The organism is Rhodococcus sp. Ni2, from assembly GCF_021352185.1.
GTDB lineage: Bacteria > Actinomycetota > Actinomycetes > Mycobacteriales > Mycobacteriaceae > Rhodococcus_F > Rhodococcus_F qingshengii.
Genome location: NZ_WOXZ01000002.1, coordinates 2,387,884 through 2,404,525 on the forward strand (window position 1 = coordinate 2,387,884; position 16,642 = coordinate 2,404,525).

At 63.4% G+C, this 16,642-nt stretch carries 15 protein-coding genes; 11 read left to right on the forward strand and 4 right to left on the reverse strand.

The window, feature by feature from the left end; translation table 11 throughout:
- Positions 1 to 49: 49 nt before the first annotated feature.
- The 6 genes from yajC (at position 50) to GN300_RS24785 (ending at position 8,354) form a co-directional block, all read left to right on the forward strand.
- Positions 50 to 397: a preprotein translocase subunit YajC gene (gene yajC, locus GN300_RS24760; RefSeq protein WP_003943339.1), complete on the forward strand. Its 348-nt coding sequence runs from the start codon at positions 50 to 52 to the stop codon at positions 395 to 397.
- A 197-nt stretch (positions 398 to 594) separates the two neighbouring features.
- On the forward strand, positions 595 to 2,316 hold the full coding sequence (gene secD / locus GN300_RS24765; protein ID WP_007732956.1) for a protein translocase subunit SecD: 1,722 nt from the start codon (positions 595 to 597) through the stop codon (positions 2,314 to 2,316).
- Positions 2,313 to 3,536 carry a protein translocase subunit SecF gene (gene secF, locus GN300_RS24770; RefSeq protein WP_007732958.1) on the forward strand — a complete coding sequence of 408 codons (1,224 nt, stop codon included), beginning with the start codon at positions 2,313 to 2,315 and terminating at the stop codon, positions 3,534 to 3,536. The genes secD and secF overlap by 4 nt, the downstream gene beginning before the upstream one ends.
- Before the next feature lie 2 nt (positions 3,537 to 3,538).
- Positions 3,539 to 5,269: an ABC transporter substrate-binding protein gene (locus GN300_RS24775; protein WP_003943316.1), complete on the forward strand. Its 1,731-nt coding sequence runs from the start codon at positions 3,539 to 3,541 to the stop codon at positions 5,267 to 5,269.
- Positions 5,266 to 5,844 carry an adenine phosphoribosyltransferase gene (locus tag GN300_RS24780; RefSeq protein ID WP_007732962.1) on the forward strand — a complete coding sequence of 193 codons (579 nt, stop codon included), beginning with the start codon at positions 5,266 to 5,268 and terminating at the stop codon, positions 5,842 to 5,844. The genes GN300_RS24775 and GN300_RS24780 overlap by 4 nt, the downstream gene beginning before the upstream one ends.
- A 98-nt stretch (positions 5,845 to 5,942) precedes the next feature.
- Complete coding sequence (locus GN300_RS24785; protein WP_063316442.1) at positions 5,943 to 8,354, forward strand: bifunctional (p)ppGpp synthetase/guanosine-3',5'-bis(diphosphate) 3'-pyrophosphohydrolase; 2,412 nt, start codon at positions 5,943 to 5,945, stop codon at positions 8,352 to 8,354.
- Between the two features lie 52 nt (positions 8,355 to 8,406).
- On the opposite strand, the gene GN300_RS24790 is transcribed toward GN300_RS24785, so the two are convergent.
- Both GN300_RS24790 and GN300_RS24795 read right to left on the reverse strand, forming a co-directional pair.
- The gene (locus GN300_RS24790; protein WP_370333875.1) at positions 8,407 to 9,219 is read right to left on the reverse strand and encodes a peptidylprolyl isomerase; all 813 of its coding nucleotides are present in this window, start codon (positions 9,217 to 9,219) and stop codon (positions 8,407 to 8,409) included.
- The gene (locus tag GN300_RS24795; protein ID WP_003943303.1) at positions 9,219 to 10,100 is read right to left on the reverse strand and encodes a peptidylprolyl isomerase; all 882 of its coding nucleotides are present in this window, start codon (positions 10,098 to 10,100) and stop codon (positions 9,219 to 9,221) included. The genes GN300_RS24790 and GN300_RS24795 overlap by 1 nt, the downstream gene beginning before the upstream one ends.
- A 195-nt stretch (positions 10,101 to 10,295) precedes the next feature.
- Between GN300_RS24795 and GN300_RS24800 the strand changes: the two genes are divergently transcribed.
- The 4 genes from GN300_RS24800 to GN300_RS24815 all read left to right on the forward strand — a co-directional run bounded on the left by GN300_RS24800 (position 10,296) and on the right by GN300_RS24815 (position 13,938).
- Entirely contained in the window at positions 10,296 to 10,976 is a 681-nt protein-coding gene (locus GN300_RS24800) for an MBL fold metallo-hydrolase (RefSeq protein WP_007732970.1), read from the forward strand.
- A gap of 15 nt (positions 10,977 to 10,991) precedes the next feature.
- Complete coding sequence (gene hisS, locus GN300_RS24805; RefSeq protein WP_007732972.1) at positions 10,992 to 12,263, forward strand: histidine--tRNA ligase; 1,272 nt, start codon at positions 10,992 to 10,994, stop codon at positions 12,261 to 12,263.
- On the forward strand, positions 12,253 to 12,882 hold the full coding sequence (locus GN300_RS24810) for a hypothetical protein (RefSeq protein ID WP_042919891.1): 630 nt from the start codon (positions 12,253 to 12,255) through the stop codon (positions 12,880 to 12,882). The genes hisS and GN300_RS24810 overlap by 11 nt, the downstream gene beginning before the upstream one ends.
- Positions 12,883 to 12,948: 66 nt before the next feature.
- A complete protein-coding gene (locus GN300_RS24815; protein ID WP_042452093.1) occupies positions 12,949 to 13,938 on the forward strand; it encodes a malate dehydrogenase in 990 nt (329 codons plus the stop codon).
- Positions 13,939 to 13,950: 12 nt separating this feature from the next.
- On the opposite strand, the gene GN300_RS24820 is transcribed toward GN300_RS24815, so the two are convergent.
- Both GN300_RS24820 and GN300_RS24825 read right to left on the reverse strand, forming a co-directional pair.
- Positions 13,951 to 15,186, reverse strand: a complete 1,236-nt coding sequence (locus GN300_RS24820; RefSeq protein WP_233405695.1) for a hypothetical protein — start codon at positions 15,184 to 15,186, stop codon at positions 13,951 to 13,953.
- Positions 15,183 to 15,512, reverse strand: a complete 330-nt coding sequence (locus tag GN300_RS24825) for a type VII secretion target (RefSeq protein WP_037130770.1) — start codon at positions 15,510 to 15,512, stop codon at positions 15,183 to 15,185. Before GN300_RS24825 ends, GN300_RS24820 begins: the two co-directional genes overlap by 4 nt.
- 173 nt (positions 15,513 to 15,685) lie before the next feature.
- Here GN300_RS24825 and otsB point away from each other — a divergent pair, with 173 nt between their 5' ends.
- Positions 15,686 to 16,474 (forward strand): trehalose-phosphatase, encoded by a 789-nt coding sequence (gene otsB, locus GN300_RS24830; RefSeq protein WP_233405696.1) that lies wholly within the window; start codon positions 15,686 to 15,688, stop codon positions 16,472 to 16,474.
- Positions 16,475 to 16,642 lie beyond the last annotated feature (168 nt).

The window sequence follows — 16,642 nt, forward strand, 5'->3', positions numbered from 1 at the left end:
GGGACCATCGCGGCGTAAAACGTGCAACACAACCGAGGTTGATCAACACATGTCGAGTTTGCTTTTCCCCCTCTTGATCCTCGCACTGCTGGTGCCCATGTTCCTGGGCATGCGCAAGCAGAAGAAGGCCTTGGCCGCGACTTCCGAGATGCAGGACTCGCTGCAAGTCGGCGATCGGGTGCAGACCACGGCCGGGCTCTACGCCACGATCGCTTCCCTGGACGACGACACCGTGGACCTCGAGATCGCGGACGGTGTCATCACCACCTGGTCGCGTCTGGTCATCCGTGAGCGCGTCGTCGAGACGACCGAGACCGACGAGTACGACGACGACTCGATTTCCGAGATCGAAGAGTCTGCTGCCGACACCGAAATCCGGCTCACCAAGGAGTCCTGACTTCGTCGAACTGGTACGTGTTCTAGAGTTGTGAACTCGGACACACGTCCAGATTGTCTTGTCCGCTCTTACACCAGCAGCTCAGTTCACCCCGTTGATCAATCGTTGCAGTTCGAACGCCGCAGCTCGGGTGGTCGTCGACCACCCGAGCCGTGCACTTACTGAAGCTCTGCACCTACCGAGGAGACTTAAAGATCGTGGCACCTTCCACCGGAACGGTGCATCCGGTCCGCTACCTGGCCCTTTTCGGGGTCCTGGTAGTGGCACTGTATGCCCTGGTGTTCTTCACTGGAGACAAGTCGGCCACGCCGAAACTCGGCATCGACCTGCAGGGTGGAACGCGCGTCACGTTGACCGCTCGTACCCCGGACGGCAGCGCTCCCAGTCAGGACAGTCTCAAGCAGGCTCAGGAAATCATCGAGACCCGCGTCAACGGTCTCGGCGTTTCCGGTTCCGAGGTCGTTGTCGACGGTGACAACCTCGTCATCACCGTTCCCGGCGACGACAGTGCGCAGGCTCGCTCGCTCGGCCAGACCGCTCGTCTGTACATCCGCCCGGTGACGGGTTCGATCGACGTCGCCACCCGTGACGCGAATCGGACAGCTACGCCTGAGGCGCCGGCGGCCGAAACTCCGGCCACTGATGCACCGGCCCCCGAAGCACCCGCTGACGGGACGCAGACGCCGCAGAACCGTCCGTTCCTGGCTCAGGACCCGACTACTCCCGAGGCAACGCCCGCGCCGCAGACAACGACTCCGGCCCCCACCGGGGACGCTCCGAGCGACGGCACCGACGAAGGCGACGCAGCAGCAGCGGAAATCGCCGCAGCGCGCGCCCTCCGGCAGAGCAGCGATCCGACAGTGCAGCAGCAAGCAGTGGCGAACCTCGACTGCTCCGTCGCGGATCCGCTCCGTGGAAACGACGACCCGACCCTGCCGCTGGTCGCGTGCTCGCAAGACGGACTGAACATCTATCTCCTCGGTCCTTCGATCATCGACGGCCAGGAGATTGCCGACGCGTCTTCGGTCTTCAACTCGCAGCAGTCGCGCCACGAGATCAGCCTCTCGTTCAAGACGACCGGCAGCAACACCTGGGCCGAGTTCACCTCAGCCAACATCGGCAAGCAGGCAGCGTTCACGCTCGACTCGAAGGTCGTCAGCGCTCCCACGATTCAAGGTGCAACGCCTGCGGGTAGCGCCACCTCGATCACGGGCAGTTTCACTGCCGAGAGTGCCAAAGAACTTGCCAACACACTGAAGTACGGTTCGCTTCCGCTCTCGTTCGCAGCCTCTGAGGCCGAGACGGTCTCGGCCACGCTCGGCCTGGCCTCACTGCAGGCGGCATTGATCGCCGGCGCGGTCGGTCTCGTTCTCGTTCTGCTGTACTGCCTCGTCTACTACCGCATGCTCGGCGTCCTGACGGCGTTGTCGCTGATTCTCTCCGGAGTCATGGTCTACGCGATCATGGTTCTGCTCGGCAGATACATCGGCTTCACGCTCGACTTGGCCGGCATGGCTGGTCTGATCATCGGTATCGGTATGACCGCCGACTCGTTCGTCGTGTTCTTCGAACGCATCAAGGACGAAATGCGTGAGGGCCGTAGCTTCCGCTCGGCGGTGCCACGCGGTTGGGCAAGAGCACGCCGAACAATTCTTTCCGGCAACGCGGTGAGCTTCATCGCCGCTGCAGTTCTGTACGTGCTGGCGGTCGGACAGGTGCGAGGCTTCGCCTTCACCTTGGGTCTGACGACCATTCTCGACGTGATTGTCGTGTTCCTCGTGACGTGGCCACTGGTCAGCATGGCGTCCCGTTCGGCGTTCTGGTCCAAGCCCAGCGTCAACGGTCTCGGCGCAGTGCAAGAGGTTGCCCGCGAACGTAAGGTTGCCGCCGCTGCGTCGGCTAAGGAGACACGAGCATGAGCGAGTCCAACAACTCCCCGGTGGGGTCCACCAACAGTTCCGCCGCCGAGTCCGCCGATGCGGCGGCCCGGTCGGAGATCACTGACTCAGGCGTCGATCAGGGCGCGATGCCCAAGCACAGCTGGCTCTCGCGGTTGTACACCGGAACGGGTGCGTTCGAGGTCGTCGGCAAGCGTCGCTTCTACTACGGACTGACCGGCGCTCTGGTCGCCATTGCGCTGCTGAGCATCATCCTGCGCGGCTTCACCTTCGGTATCGATTTCGAAGGCGGATCACGCATTCAGTTCCCGGCCGAGGGCGGAGTCGAGACGTCGGCGGTGGAAACCGTCTACTCCGACACACTCGGGTTCGAACCGGTCAGCGTGCAGACAGTCGGCTCGGGTGCCAGCGCAACCGTGCAGATCCGGTCGGAGACGTTGAACGCGACGCAGATCAACGATCTTCAGTCGGCTCTCTTCGACGAGTTCCAGCCCAAGGACAAGAACGGGAACCCGTCGGCGCAAGCCATCAGTTTTGCGGACGTGAGTGAAACCTGGGGCGGCCAGATCACCAAGAAGGCGCTGATCGCGCTGATTGTGTTCCTGGTGATCGTGAGTATCTACATCGCCATCCGCTTCGAGCGGGACATGGCGGTAGCTGCGATCGTTGCGTTGTTCTTCGACATCATCGTCACTGCCGGCGTCTACTCGCTCGTCGGTTTCGAGGTGACGCCCGCGACGGTGATCGGTTTGCTCACCATTCTCGGCTTCTCGCTGTACGACACCGTGGTGGTGTTCGACAAGGTCGAAGAGAACACCCGCGGTGTTCTGCATCTGACGCGCCGGACGTACGGCGAGCAGGCCAACCTCGCGGTGAATCAGACCTTGATGCGATCGATCAACACGACCGTCATCAGTGTGCTCCCGGTGATCGCTCTGATGGTCGTCGCGGTCTGGATGCTCGGCGTCGGCACACTCAAGGACCTTGCGCTCGTTCAGCTCGTCGGCATCATCGTGGGTGCGTACTCCTCGATCTTCTTCGCGACGCCGCTCCTGGTGTCGATGAAGGAACGCTGGGGACCCGTTGCCGCGCACACTCGTAAGGTGCTCTCGCGCCGGGCTACGCTGGCCGAGAAGGGTACGCAGACGGTTGCCGTCGGCGCACCAGTTGCACGCCGTGCGCCGGTTGCTCCGCAGCCGGGTGCGCGGCCGACCGGAAAGCGAAACAAGAAGGGGCACTGAACATGCTCCCAAGAACACGCACACTGGTTCGATCGATGACGTTCGTTGCGGCCACCGCTGTGGCTGCGGGTTCGTTGGCGGCCTGCTCGGAAAGCGCCGAGCAGGTTCCGTCCATCGGATATGCCATCGACAACTCCATCTCCACGTACAACGCCAACACGACAGCTGGATCGGTGTCCGGGGCGATGGCCGCGTTCGGCCGGGTGCTTCCCGGCTTCACGTTCACCGGCCCGGCCGGAGCACCTGTCTCCGACACCGACATCGGAACGGCGTCTGAGTTGCCCGGTGACGTGCTCACGGTCTCGTACAAGCTCAATCCGGCGTCCGTGTACTCCGACGGGATTCCGATGTCCTGTGACGATCTCGTCCTCACCTGGGCGGCGTCGAGTGGCAAGTTCACCGAAGACGTCGATGGTGCCGTGAAGCCCATGTTCGACACGGCGAACAATCTCGGATACGCGGACATCGACCGGATCGACTGCCAGAGCGGGGCGAAGGACGCGACGGTGTTCTTCAAACCCGGGCGATCGTTCACCGATTGGCGGTCGTTGTTCGGTGCGACTGCGTTGATGCCTTCACACGTCGTGACGCAGCGCACGGGTGTCAGCGACGTGGTGAGCGCGGTGAATGCCGGTGACACCGAAGCGTTGTCGAAGATCGCGGACTTCTGGAACACCGGGTGGAACCTGACTCCAGGTCAGGTGGACACCTCCGTACTGCCCTCCGCTGGTCCGTATCGAATCGACTCGTACAGTACCGACGACGGCCTGGTGCTGGTCGCGAACGAGCGGTGGTGGGGCAACAAGCCTGCGACCGATCGCATCGTCGTCTGGCCACGTGGTGTGAATCTGACCGAGGATCTCGACAAGAACTCGATCGAGGTAGTCGACGTCGCTTCCGGCTCGGCTGGCGAACTCGGTACTCCGTCCGGGTTCGACGTCCAACAGATTCCGTCGCGGTCGATCGAGCAGTTCGTTCTCGCGACCTCTGGTTCGCTGGGCGACGAAGCCGCCCGTCGAGCGTTCGCGCATTGTGTTCCGCGTACGACTCTGTTCGAGAAGTTCGGGCAGACGGAGAATGCGCCGCAGGCGGGTTTGGGTTCCGGCGTGGTCGATTCGCGACTGATGGCGCCGGATTCACTCGTTTACAGCGACGCCGCTGCGGTCGACGGTGATCGGTACGCCAATGCCGACATCGAGGCTGCGAAGACGTCGTTGTCGGAAGCCGACCTCGACCAGTTGACCGTCCGGGTCGGGTACCTCGCACCGGACCCGGTGCGGGCGCAGATCGTCTCCGAAGCGAAAGCCGCGTGTGCTCCGGCGGGAATCACGGTCGAGGACGCAAGTAGCGACAGCTTCGATCCCGCGAGTCTGCAGAGTGGGGGAGTCGACGCCGTGCTCTCCGGCATGGCAGGCAAAGTCGGCGCAGGCGGAACAGCGAGCATGATCGACGCGCGCGGAGCGCTGCGATCGGGCAACGGCGCAAACCTCGGTACGTACGGAAATGCCAGGATCGATCAGATCATCGATCAGTTGAACGTGGATGCGAGCACGAGTGCGCAATTGGGACTCTCGGTGGAGGCGGAGAACATCCTGTGGACCCAGGTGCCTACGATTCCACTGTTCAATCAACTACGAACTGTCGCTGTAGCTCCAGGCATGTCGGCAGTGTTGGTCAATCCGACTCGGGCCGCTACCGGCTGGAACATGGACAGATGGGTACTACGCAGATGAGCGTCTCGAATGGTGTTGCCTTGCACACGACTGAAGAATTGATCGCAATCCACCGGGCTGCCGGGGACGCAGTTGTTCGGCTGACCCGCTGGGCGGACAACTTTCCCGGTCCCGGTGTTCGGTTCGCCGATCTGACTCCGGTGTTCGCCGACGCCGAGGGGTTCGGGGCCGTGCTCGATGCCCTTGTCGCCTGTGCTCCGGACGCCGACACGATCGCCGCCGTCGATGCTCGTGGATTCCTGCTCGGTGCCGGTGCGGCCGCGAAGATGGGTGCGGGAGTCGTTGCCGTGCGGAAGGTCGGCAAACTGCCGCCGCCGGTGCTCTCTCGTTCGTACAGCCTCGAGTACGGATCCTCGACTCTCGAGATTCCCGCAAACGGCTTCGATCTCACCGGGCGGAATGTTCTGGTGATCGACGACGTTCTGGCTACCGGAGGGACACTCGAGGCTGCTGTACAGTTGGTCGAGTTGGGTGGAGCGAACGTCGTCGGCGTCGCAGTGGTGCTCGAGATCGAGGAACTGCGCGGTCGAGATCGCTTCTTGAAGTACCCACTGACATCACTGGTGAAGGTCTGAGTATTAAAGTTGTCTCCTGGGGGTCGAGTTAGACCTCCAGGGCAATTACCCGATGCAGGGCGGTTGCCTCAACCAACTCGGTGGTAGGAGGTGGCGACATGACGTCGAATCTTGATCGATCACAGAACTCGGGTGCAGTGTCGCAGGAGACGGGTGCAGTTCCGGCTCCGGAGACGACACCATCGAAGTCCGCGGTGCCCGACGATTCGGGATCTGCGCAAACTGCCGGCAATCGGGGTGGGCAGAATCTGGCCGTGCCCGCTTCCGCCTCCCGTAGGGTGCGCGCTCGGCTTGCTCGACGCATCACCGGTCAGCGCAACGCCACCATCCGCCCGGTGCTCGAGCCGTTGGTCAGCCTCCACCGTGAGCTGTATCCGAAGGCCGACCTCGCGCTGCTCCAGCGTGCGTACGACGTCGCCGAGGACAGACATTCGAGCCAGCGGCGCAAGTCCGGCGATCCGTACATCACGCATCCGTTGGCCGTCGCAAGCATTCTGGCCGAGTTGGGTATGGACACCACCACCCTCGTCGCAGCCCTGCTGCACGACACCGTCGAGGACACCGGGTACTCACTCGAAGAGTTGACCAAGGACTTCGGTGACGAGGTCGCTCACCTCGTCGACGGCGTCACCAAACTCGACAAGGTCGTTCTGGGCACCGCCGCCGAGGGCGAAACCATCCGCAAGATGATCATCGCGATGGCGCGGGACCCGCGCGTGCTCGTGATCAAGGTCGCGGATCGTCTGCACAACATGCGCACGATGCGATTCCTGCCGCCAGAAAAGCAGGCACGTAAGGCGCGAGAGACTCTCGAAGTCATTGCGCCACTTGCACATCGACTAGGAATGGCGACCGTCAAGTGGGAACTCGAGGACCTCTCATTCGCCATCTTGCACCCGAAGAAGTATGACGAGATCGTTCGACTGGTCGCCGATCGCGCGCCTTCTCGTGACACCTATCTGGCCAAGGTTCGCGCCGAGATCAACTCGACCCTGTCCGCCTCGCGGATCAACGCCATCGTCGAAGGCAGGCCCAAGCATTACTGGTCGATCTATCAGAAGATGATCGTCAAGGGCCGCGATTTCGACGACATCCACGATCTGGTCGGCGTCCGCATCCTGTGTGAAGAAGTGCGTGACTGTTACGCCGCGGTCGGCGTTGTCCACTCACTGTGGCAGCCGATGGCCGGACGCTTCAAGGACTACATCGCACAGCCGCGCTACGGCGTCTACCAGTCGCTGCACACCACCGTCGTGGGACCGGAAGGCAAGCCCCTGGAGGTCCAGATCCGGACCCAGGACATGCACCGGACCGCGGAGTTCGGTATCGCCGCGCACTGGCGGTACAAGGAGACCAAGGGCAAGCACGCGGGCGACATCGCCGAGGTCGACGACATGGCGTGGATGCGTCAGCTACTCGACTGGCAACGTGAAGCGGCCGATCCGGGGGAGTTCCTCGAATCGTTGCGTTACGACCTCGCGGTCAAGGAGATCTTCGTCTTCACGCCGAAGGGCGACGTCATCACGTTGCCTGCCGGATCGACCCCCGTCGATTTCGCGTATGCGGTGCACACCGAGGTCGGGCACCGATGCATCGGTGCCAGGGTCAACGGCCGACTGGTCGCGCTGGAACGAACTCTCGAAAACGGCGAAGTGGTGGAGGTCTTCACGTCGAAGGCTGCCACCGCCGGGCCGAGCCGTGATTGGCAGACGTTTGTCGTCTCGCCGCGTGCCAAGGCGAAGATCCGTCAGTGGTTCGCGAAGGAACGCCGCGAGGAGGCGCTCGAGTCCGGCAAGGATCAGATCGCGAAGGAGGTCCGCCGTGTGGGACTTCCGTTGCAGCGGTTGATGAATGCCGAATCGATGAGCACGATCGCGCACGAACTTCGCTATCCCGACGTCTCGGCGTTGTACACGGCCGTAGGCGAGAGTCAGGTGTCGGCGCACCACGTCGTGCAGCGACTGGTTGCTCATCTGGGCGGCGTCGGCGCCGTCGAGGAGGAACTGGCCGAGCGTTCGACGCCGTCGACCATGCCGGTGCGCACCCGCAGTACGGGTGACTCCGGAATTCTGGTTCCCGGAGCACCGGGCACGGTGGCAAAACTCGCGAAGTGTTGCACGCCGGTACCGGGCGATTCGATTCTGGGCTTCGTCACGCGTGGCGGCGCGGTCAGCGTGCACCGTACCGACTGCACCAACGCCAACTCGCTCCACGATCAGTCGGAGCGAATCATCGACGTCGAATGGGCACCGTCAGCGACATCGGTGTTCCTGGTCGCGATCCAGATCGAGGCACTCGATCGTCATCGGTTGCTTTCCGACGTCACCAAGGCGTTGGCAGACGAGAAGGTGAACATCCTGTCGGCCTCGGTCACCACCTCAGGTGACCGAGTGGCGATCAGCAAGTTCACCTTCGAGATGGGCGACCCGAAGCACTTGGGTCATGTTCTCAACGTGGTTCGTAACGTGGAAGGCGTCTACGACGTCTACCGCGTGACCTCTGCCTCGTAAACTGCTGTGCGCCTTTATTAACCGCGGGCGGTTAATAAAGGCGCACAGGGGGTCAGGCGACTACTGCAGTCTCGATGGTGATCGGGGTGTTGGGTGCACCGCCGCCGGTTGCTCCCATGCCACCGTCGTCGCCGTCGGCCGCGATCTTCTCGATCGTCGCCAGGCCGGCGTCGTCGATCTTTCCGAAGACCGTGTAGTTGGGCGGCAAGACCGAATCCTCGTAGACGAGGAAGAACTGACTGCCGTTGCTGCCCGGTTTACCCGAGTTGGCCATTGCCAGCGTGCCGCGGGGGTAGACGGCAGGCAAGGAGAGTGCCGGATCGTTAGCCGGGTAGGCAGTGGTCGGGTACTCGTTGTCGAAGCCATAGCCTGGTCCGCCCGTGCCCTTGCCCGAGGGATCGCCGCACTGCAGGATCTGTAGACCGGGTGTGGTGACGAGTCGATGGCACGGGGTGTCGTCGAAGTACTTCTGCTCGGTCAAGCTCACGATGCTGTTGACCGTGCAGGGGGCTTCCGCCCGGTTCAGTTCCATCCCGATCGGGCCGGCCGTAGTCGTGAGCGCGACGTTGACGGTTCCCTCGGTGGACACACCCGTGGAGTTCGGCGGATTGACGGTTTTTGCTGCACCCGCCGCGCTCGGGTACGAGCAGTCGACGGTCGCCGAGGCCGGAGTCGGGACAGGCGGGAGTGCGTCGAACTGTGACATGTCGAGCGGCGGCATGGCAGCCGTTGTCGTCTTCGCCTTGGAGGTGCTGGACGGCGAGTCCGAGCTACCGGAATCACTGGAACAACCAGCCAGAAGCAGCGCCGCGGCGCTGGCGGCGGCAATAACTACAGGAAAGCGCATCACAGGATTACGTCGCATCAGTCGAGCCTTACTGTCTTGATGTCGGTGGTCAGATTCGGCTTGCCGTCACCCTCTGGCGTCGATCCGCCGGCCGCGACCTTGTCCAAAGTGGCGAGCCCGGTTTCGTCGATCGTGCCGAAAACCGTGTACTGCGGGGGGAGTTGTGAGTCGCCGTAGACGAGGAAGAACTGGCTGCCGTTGCTACCGGGTGCCCCGGTGTTGGCCATCGCAACCGTGCCGCGCGCGTAGGTGACGGGCTCCTGCGCTGCCGGGTCGGTGGTGGAATACGCCGTGGTGGGGAATTCGTTGTCGAAGCCGTAGCCCGGTCCGCCGGTGCCGGTGCCCGACGGGTCACCGCACTGCAGCACCTGGAGCGAGGGGCTCGTCGTCATGCGGTGGCAGGTGGTGTCGTTGAAGTAGTCCTGCTGCGCCAAGCTCACGAAGCTGTTGACGGTGCACGGAGACTTCGTTCCGTCGAGTGTGAGCCCGATGTTTCCCTGCGAGGTCTCGACGCTGATGCTCGGCGTCGCGTCCGGCGCGGTGGTGGGAATCCCGTCGGTACGAGGAGGGTTGTTGGCCTTGGACGCGGTAGCGCCGTCGGCTGGATACGAGCAGGAAACCGTGTCGGCCAGTGGCGTCGACAGACCGGCCGGCATTGCACCCGCGGTTTGTGGCGTGAGGCTCGAGTCGTCGGCAGCAGTGTTGGTGGTGTTCGCGTCGTCGTCACTGCGATTGCTCAGCCAGATGAGTCCACCGACGACGCCGACTACGACGACCACGCCGAGCGCAGTTCCGGCTATCGTCATCTGCTTGCGCTTGCGGGCACGTTCTGCGCGACGTTCGAGCTGACGCTCGAGCTTGCGTTTCGCCGCCTCGCGGCGTTGCTCGTTACTCGGCACTGCTGTAGTCCTCCGTATCGCGGGTGGATCGTGGTCGGCCGGCCGAGCGACACCCTGGGGGTCGGCTTCGGCAAGCGGCTCTACTCGTCGTCAGAGTCTCCCATTGCAACCTGAGAACTTACTGGCGGGGCAGCAGCTTAGGCTGTAACCGACAGCGTGTTGTTTGTTTCCACCCTTCGAAGAGGAGTTGCCCCCGTGCTCGTCACTGGTTTTCCGGCCGGGATGTTCCAAACCAACTGCTACATACTCGCTCAGGACGACGCGTGCGAGTGCGTAGTCGTAGATCCGGGTCAGGATGCAGCTGAGCCGCTCTTCGAATATCTGGACTCCAAGGACATGTCGGTCACGGCGGTCCTCCTGACGCACGGTCATCTCGATCACGTGTGGTCGGCCCGCGAGGTCTGTGAGCGGTATTCCGTACCCGCGTACATCCATCCCGAGGATCGCTACATGCTCAGCGATCCGGCACGGGGGATCGGCCCGACGATGAAGGAATTCATTCAAGGCATGACGTTCGTGGAGCCGGACGAGGTGATCGAACTGGCCGACGGAGACAAGATCACCGAGGCCGGAATGACGTTCGTCGTGGACCACACACCCGGGCACACGCAGGGATCGGTGGTGTTCCGCACCCAGGCGAACACCGAGAGCGGGCCCGTGGATTTGGCGTTCACCGGTGACACCCTGTTCCAGGGTTCCATCGGGCGCAGCGACCTGCCCGGCGGAAATCACGAGCAGTTGCTCGCTTCGATCGCCCGCAAGCTATTGGTACTCGGTGACGAGACAGTGGTCCTGCCCGGGCACGGCGGCAACAGTTCGATCGGCGCCGAGCGAAGCTCGAATCCGTTTCTCGTTGGACTCAGCGCACAAGAATAAGGAAAAGTACCTCTCGTGAGTAAAGCCAGCACCTTCTCTGCACCCAAGGGCATTCCGGACTACGTTCCGCCGCAGTCAGCCGAATTCGTCGCCGTTCGTGACGGTTTGACGCGCGCCGCGAGATTGGCCGGATACGGCCACATCGAATTGCCGATCTTCGAGGACACCGGCCTGTTCGCTCGCGGTGTCGGTGAGTCGACCGACGTCGTCAGCAAAGAGATGTACACATTCGCCGACCGCGGTGACCGTTCGGTGACGTTGCGTCCCGAGGGAACCGCCGGAGTCATGCGTGCGGTCATCGAGCACAGCCTCGATCGTGGACAGTTGCCGGTCAAGGTCAGCTACGCGGGCCCGTTCTTCCGCTACGAGCGCCCGCAGGCCGGTCGCTACCGCCAGTTGCAGCAGGTCGGCGTCGAAGCCATCGGGATCGACGACCCCGCGCTCGACGCTGAGGTCATCGCGATCGCCGACGCCGGATTCCGGTCGTTGGGGCTCGACGGCTTCCGCCTCGAAATCACCTCTCTCGGTGACGACACCTGCCGGCCGCAGTATCGCGAACTGCTGCAGGAGTTTCTCTTTGCACTCCCACTCGACGAAGACACGCGTCGACGCGCCGAGATCAACCCGCTCCGCGTGCTCGACGACAAGCGCCCAGATGTACGCGAGATGACGGCCGGCGCACCGCTCATGCTCGATCACCTGTCCGAGAGCTGCAAGGCGCACTTCGACGAGGTGCTAGCGCACCTGGACGCATTGGGCGTTCCGTACGTCGTCAACCCGCGCATGGTCCGCGGCCTCGACTACTACACCAAGACAACCTTCGAATTCGTGCACGACGGACTGGGTGCGCAGTCCGGAATCGGTGGTGGTGGTCGTTACGACGGTCTGATGGAACAGCTGGGTGGACAGCCGCTCTCGGGCATCGGGTTCGGAATCGGCGTCGACCGCACGGTTCTCGCGCTCGAGGCCGAGGGCAAGTCCGTTGCGCCACCGGCGCGTGTCGACGTCTTCTGTGTACCGATGGGTGCCGAGGCGAAGGCTGCACTGGTGAAGATCGCACATCAGTTGCGTGCCAATGGGATTCGCGTCGACCTGGCGTACGGAAACCGTGGCGTGAAGGGCTCGATGAAGGCAGCTGATCGTTCGGGTGCCGCGATCGCTTTGGTTCTCGGCGAGCGTGAACTCGAAGAGGGCGTTGTCGTTGTCAAACAGTTGGCAACAGGTGAGCAGGAGACAGTGGCGCTCGACCAGGTTGTCGACAAGCTCGGGGAACTCGTTGAGCACTGAGGCCGAACCGGTTTCGCTCGATCTGGTTCCCGTGGCGTTGATCGCGCCGCGGCTGAAGAAGTTCGCCGTTGTTGTCGTGGTGTTCGGTGTGGTCGTCGGGTTGATCGTCAGTGTGTTCTCGACGGCGACCGTTGGAGTGATCGTCGGTGCCGTCATCGCGGTGCCGACGTCACTGGCGATCCTGATGACGCTGCGCCGACATATCACGTTGTACGGCAACAGAGTTCGTGCGCAAGCTGGTTTTCGAACCAACGACGTCGACGTGGCCGAGGTACTCACGGCGGCATTGACGGTGCGATCCGGCCGGATCAGCGAAGTCAGCTTGACGCTCGGCGACGGACGGTCCACCGTGCGGATCCCGCTCGCGCTGTATACCGCGGGGGGTGGGCGCGAGTTGGAGATCCTTGCACTCCGCAAGCTCGCCGACGCGCTGGCGGCCAGCGAGTTGGTACCGGCTGCCGCGTTGTCCTCGGTGCTGATCGAACAGTTGCGTGCCGAAGCCCGCGGCGCCGGACTCGCCGAGCGTCCGCTCTACCGCGCCGTCGAACTCGTGACGGCGGAGGGACGAGTGCCGAGAACCACACTGACAGACCACGAAGTGGCCGGTTTACTCGACTAGCGTGGAAACCGTTCTTACAGCGTTGTAGAACGGACAGTCGTGAAAACGGCAGGTGAGGAGTCGGCAATGAGTATTGCGCCCGTAACCGTCACGGTAACCGGAGCGTCGGGTCAGATCGCATACGGAATGCTTTTCCGCATAGCTGCGGGGGAGATGCTCGGCGCTGACGTCCCGATCAAACTTCGACTGCTCGAGATTCCTGCCGCCGTGTCCGCTGCCGAAGGCGTTGCGATGGAACTCGAAGACGGCGCATTTCCGTTGCTGAGCTCCATCGACATCACCGACGATCCCGATGTCGCCTTCTCCGGCGCGAACGTCGGGATGCTGGTCGGCGCACGTCCGCGGAGCAAGGGGATGGAGCGTGCCGACTTGCTGAGTGCGAACGGCGCGATATTCACAGCCCACGGGAAGGCGATCAACAACAACGCAGCCTCGGACGTCAAGGTGCTGGTCGTGGGAAATCCGGCCAACACCAACGCGCTCATCGCGATGAACAATGCACCGGATGTGCCCGATACTCGGTTCAGTGCACTGACGCGTCTCGACCACAACCGAGCGATCGCGCAGGTGGTGAAGAAGACCGGGGTTCGTGCGTCGTCGGTGCGCAAGGTGTCCGTCTGGGGAAACCATTCGGCGACGCAGTACCCGGACCTGTCCCACGCGACTGTCGCAGGTGAGCCTGCACTCGCGGTGATCGACGACCGCGACTGGGTGGAGAACGATTTCATCCCGACTGTGCAGGTGCGAGGCACCGCCATCATCGCTGCGCGTGGATCGTCCTCTGCGGCGAGTGCGGCCAGCGCGTCGATCGACCACGTCCGCGACTGGGTGATCGGTACCGCCGAGGATGACTGGGTATCCATGGCCGTCTGTTCGGACGGTTCCTACGGGGTGCCCGAAGGATTGATCTCGTCCTTCCCTGTGACCTGTGCCGATGGCGAGTTCGCTATCGTGCCCGACCTCGCGATCGACGACTTCTCGCGCGAACGGATCGACCTGTCCGTCAGCGAACTGGAGCAGGAGCGTGCGGCGGTGCGGGAGTTGGGCTTCGTCTGAGGTTTGTCTTGATCAGAGATCTCGGAACAGGTACTGATCGGGATCGTCAGCCCCGAGCACGGGCGGCGACACCATCGGCAGATCGTCGACCATCGAATTCTCGTCGCCGGCAGTGACGAGATACCTCGGGGTAGTGCGTGACGACTCGTCGTCCCGAGATCCGCGGGGTCCACCGCCCAGCATGCCGCCCGGCGACATGCCGCTACTGCCGACTGTCGACGATGGTGCACCCAGGCCGGGCGTTGCTACCGGAACCGGTTGAACTGCAGCAACTCCCGCTGCACCCCTCACCATTCCGCCGGTAGTGCCACCGCTTCCGCTCACCCATGCTCCGCCAGAGCTTGCCGTCGCACTGGGTGACGGCGACGCGCCGGCTGCGAGTGACGTCGACGGATTGCCTGCGCCCCACAGCTTGTCGACGCCGGTCGGAAGCCCGGCGCCGGCCCGTGCAGCCGAAGTTCGAACAGCCTCTGTGCCTGGCTGAGTGGAGTCCGGGTGGGTGGAGTACGGTGCATCACTGGCATCGGTTGAGGCAGAAAGAGGTTGGGCGATCTGACGGGCGGCGTTGTTGATTGCCTCCGCAGTGACCAGGTTGGAGAGTGCCTCACTGGTCGGTGGGGTCGGCACGGGGATCGGTCCGGCAAGGGCGTTCATGGCTGCGGTGTGCCCGAGCATCTCCCCACGCGTCCGAGTCACCGCCGCGACGGCTGCCTGCATGTGTTCAGCTGCCGAGGCAAGCAACATCGCCTGTCCTGGTGGTGTCCACGCGATGGGCGCGGCAGCTGCAACCGTGGTGGCGAAGGACTGCGCGATTGCCGCGAGATTCGCGTTGCCTCGCTGCACCGATTCCGCGGCGGCGGCAGCAGTTTTCGATATCGCGGTTCCGCGTTCGCTCAATTCTGCGCCGCTGTTCTGGGCGGATCGCGACAGTTCGGTCGCGGCGTCACTGCCGGTGCTGTTCCAGGTCTGGCCCACGTCGGCGACCGCGCTTCGGGACAGTCCCATGGCGTGGTCGATGAGAGTGGACGCCTGATCGAAGATGCCGACGGGATCGATGCCCGCAAAAGTGCCTGTGCCGAGACTCTTCCCGAGTTCGATCAAGGGCGCGAACAGATCTTCGATTCCGGGGAGTGCCGGTACCGGTATGCCGGCGAGCATCGATTCGACCACATTGTTCGGCAGTACCGGGGCAGGAGCGCCACCGTGAAGGAATTCGATGACGGTTGTCGAGTCGTCTTCGGTGCTCACGCGGTCGCGCCCGTCGATCCGGCCGCAGCGGTCAGATCTGTTGCGATTGCATGATCTGTGGTGTCGTAGGCCTGCGCGGCTGCACCGGCCGTCGCGGCGTTGCCGGCGTAGAACGTGGCGAGTGCTGCAACATCTTTGGTGTGTGTGGCCTGAGCGCGCGCGAATGCTTCGAGAAATTCGATCCCGACGGGGCCCACGGCCGGTGCGACTGCTGCGATGTTTGCACCCAGATCGACGGCGGCGGCCTGCGCGATGCGTCCTGCCGCTTCGGTCGACGTCGAGCCGTACTTTCGGATGCCGTCAGTGGCGACAGTCAATTCGCTCATCATTACCCCCCAGTTGGTAAGCGTCGTGAGAACTTTAGCGGACCACTGTGGGCCCTTACAGGGAGACGACGCGACCTACTCAGCGGTTCCGGACAACCTGGACGAAGTGGCAGAGATTACATTCGGCTCCGGTGTTGGTATTACGAGTGCGATCGATTTGGCACACTCGAACCATGCGAACCGCTTCGGACGTCATCCTCCGACTCACGTCCGATCCAGCTCGCTGTGGACTGGTGATGGATTTCGACGGCGTGCTTGCACCCATCGTCGACGATCCGTCGGCGAGTGCGCTACTGCCCGGCGCCGAAGACGTGCTTGCGACCCTGGCCGAGCATCTCGGTGTTGTCGGCTTGCTCTCGGGACGGCCTGTGTCGTTCTTGCGAGAGCGGCTCAGCTTGAATTCCGTTGTGCTCATGGGTTCCTACGGCGTCGAGACCTGGACGGACGACGGAATCCACGTGCTTCCGGCCGTCGCGGCGTTCAGTGATGCTGTCGCCGAAGCAGAAGCCGAATTGCGACGCTTGTTCGACTCTCCGGCAGTTGCTGGCATCCATGTCGAGAGCAAAGGCCTTGCGGTGGCCGTGCATTGGCGTCGGGCCGCGGATCGTGCGGTCGCGCAGCGCCTGGTGGAAGCAGCGACGACAGAAATCGCGAGCCGGACCGGGTTGCGGCGTGAGCCCGGCAAGTTGGTCGAGGAATTGCGTCCACCCGTTGAGGAGGACAAGGGGACAGGCCTCCTTCGCGCGATCGCGGCCGCAGGGGTCGACGTCGTCGCGTACGCGGGCGACGACCGGGGTGACCTACCGGCCTTTGCCGTTGTCCTTGCCTCGGGTGGAGAAGCGTTGGTGGTCAAGGGCGACGACATCGCACCGGAAGTGGCTGCTGTCGACGGCGTCCAGTTCGACGGCCCGCAGGCATTCCTCGATTGGATGAAAGAGCTTGCCGCGCAACTGGAACGCTGACGCGTAAGGTCAGTCTGCCAGGAACTCGACCAGGTCTTATTTCGAGGTGCCGCGTCCGCGGGGCAGAGTGACGCGAACCCGCGCGTGCCCTGTTCCTTGGCGTGATCGACAAGCGCTGCGGGTTCTGTCAACGCGAAACTGGCCGCACCGGAAGGGCTCCGGTGCGGC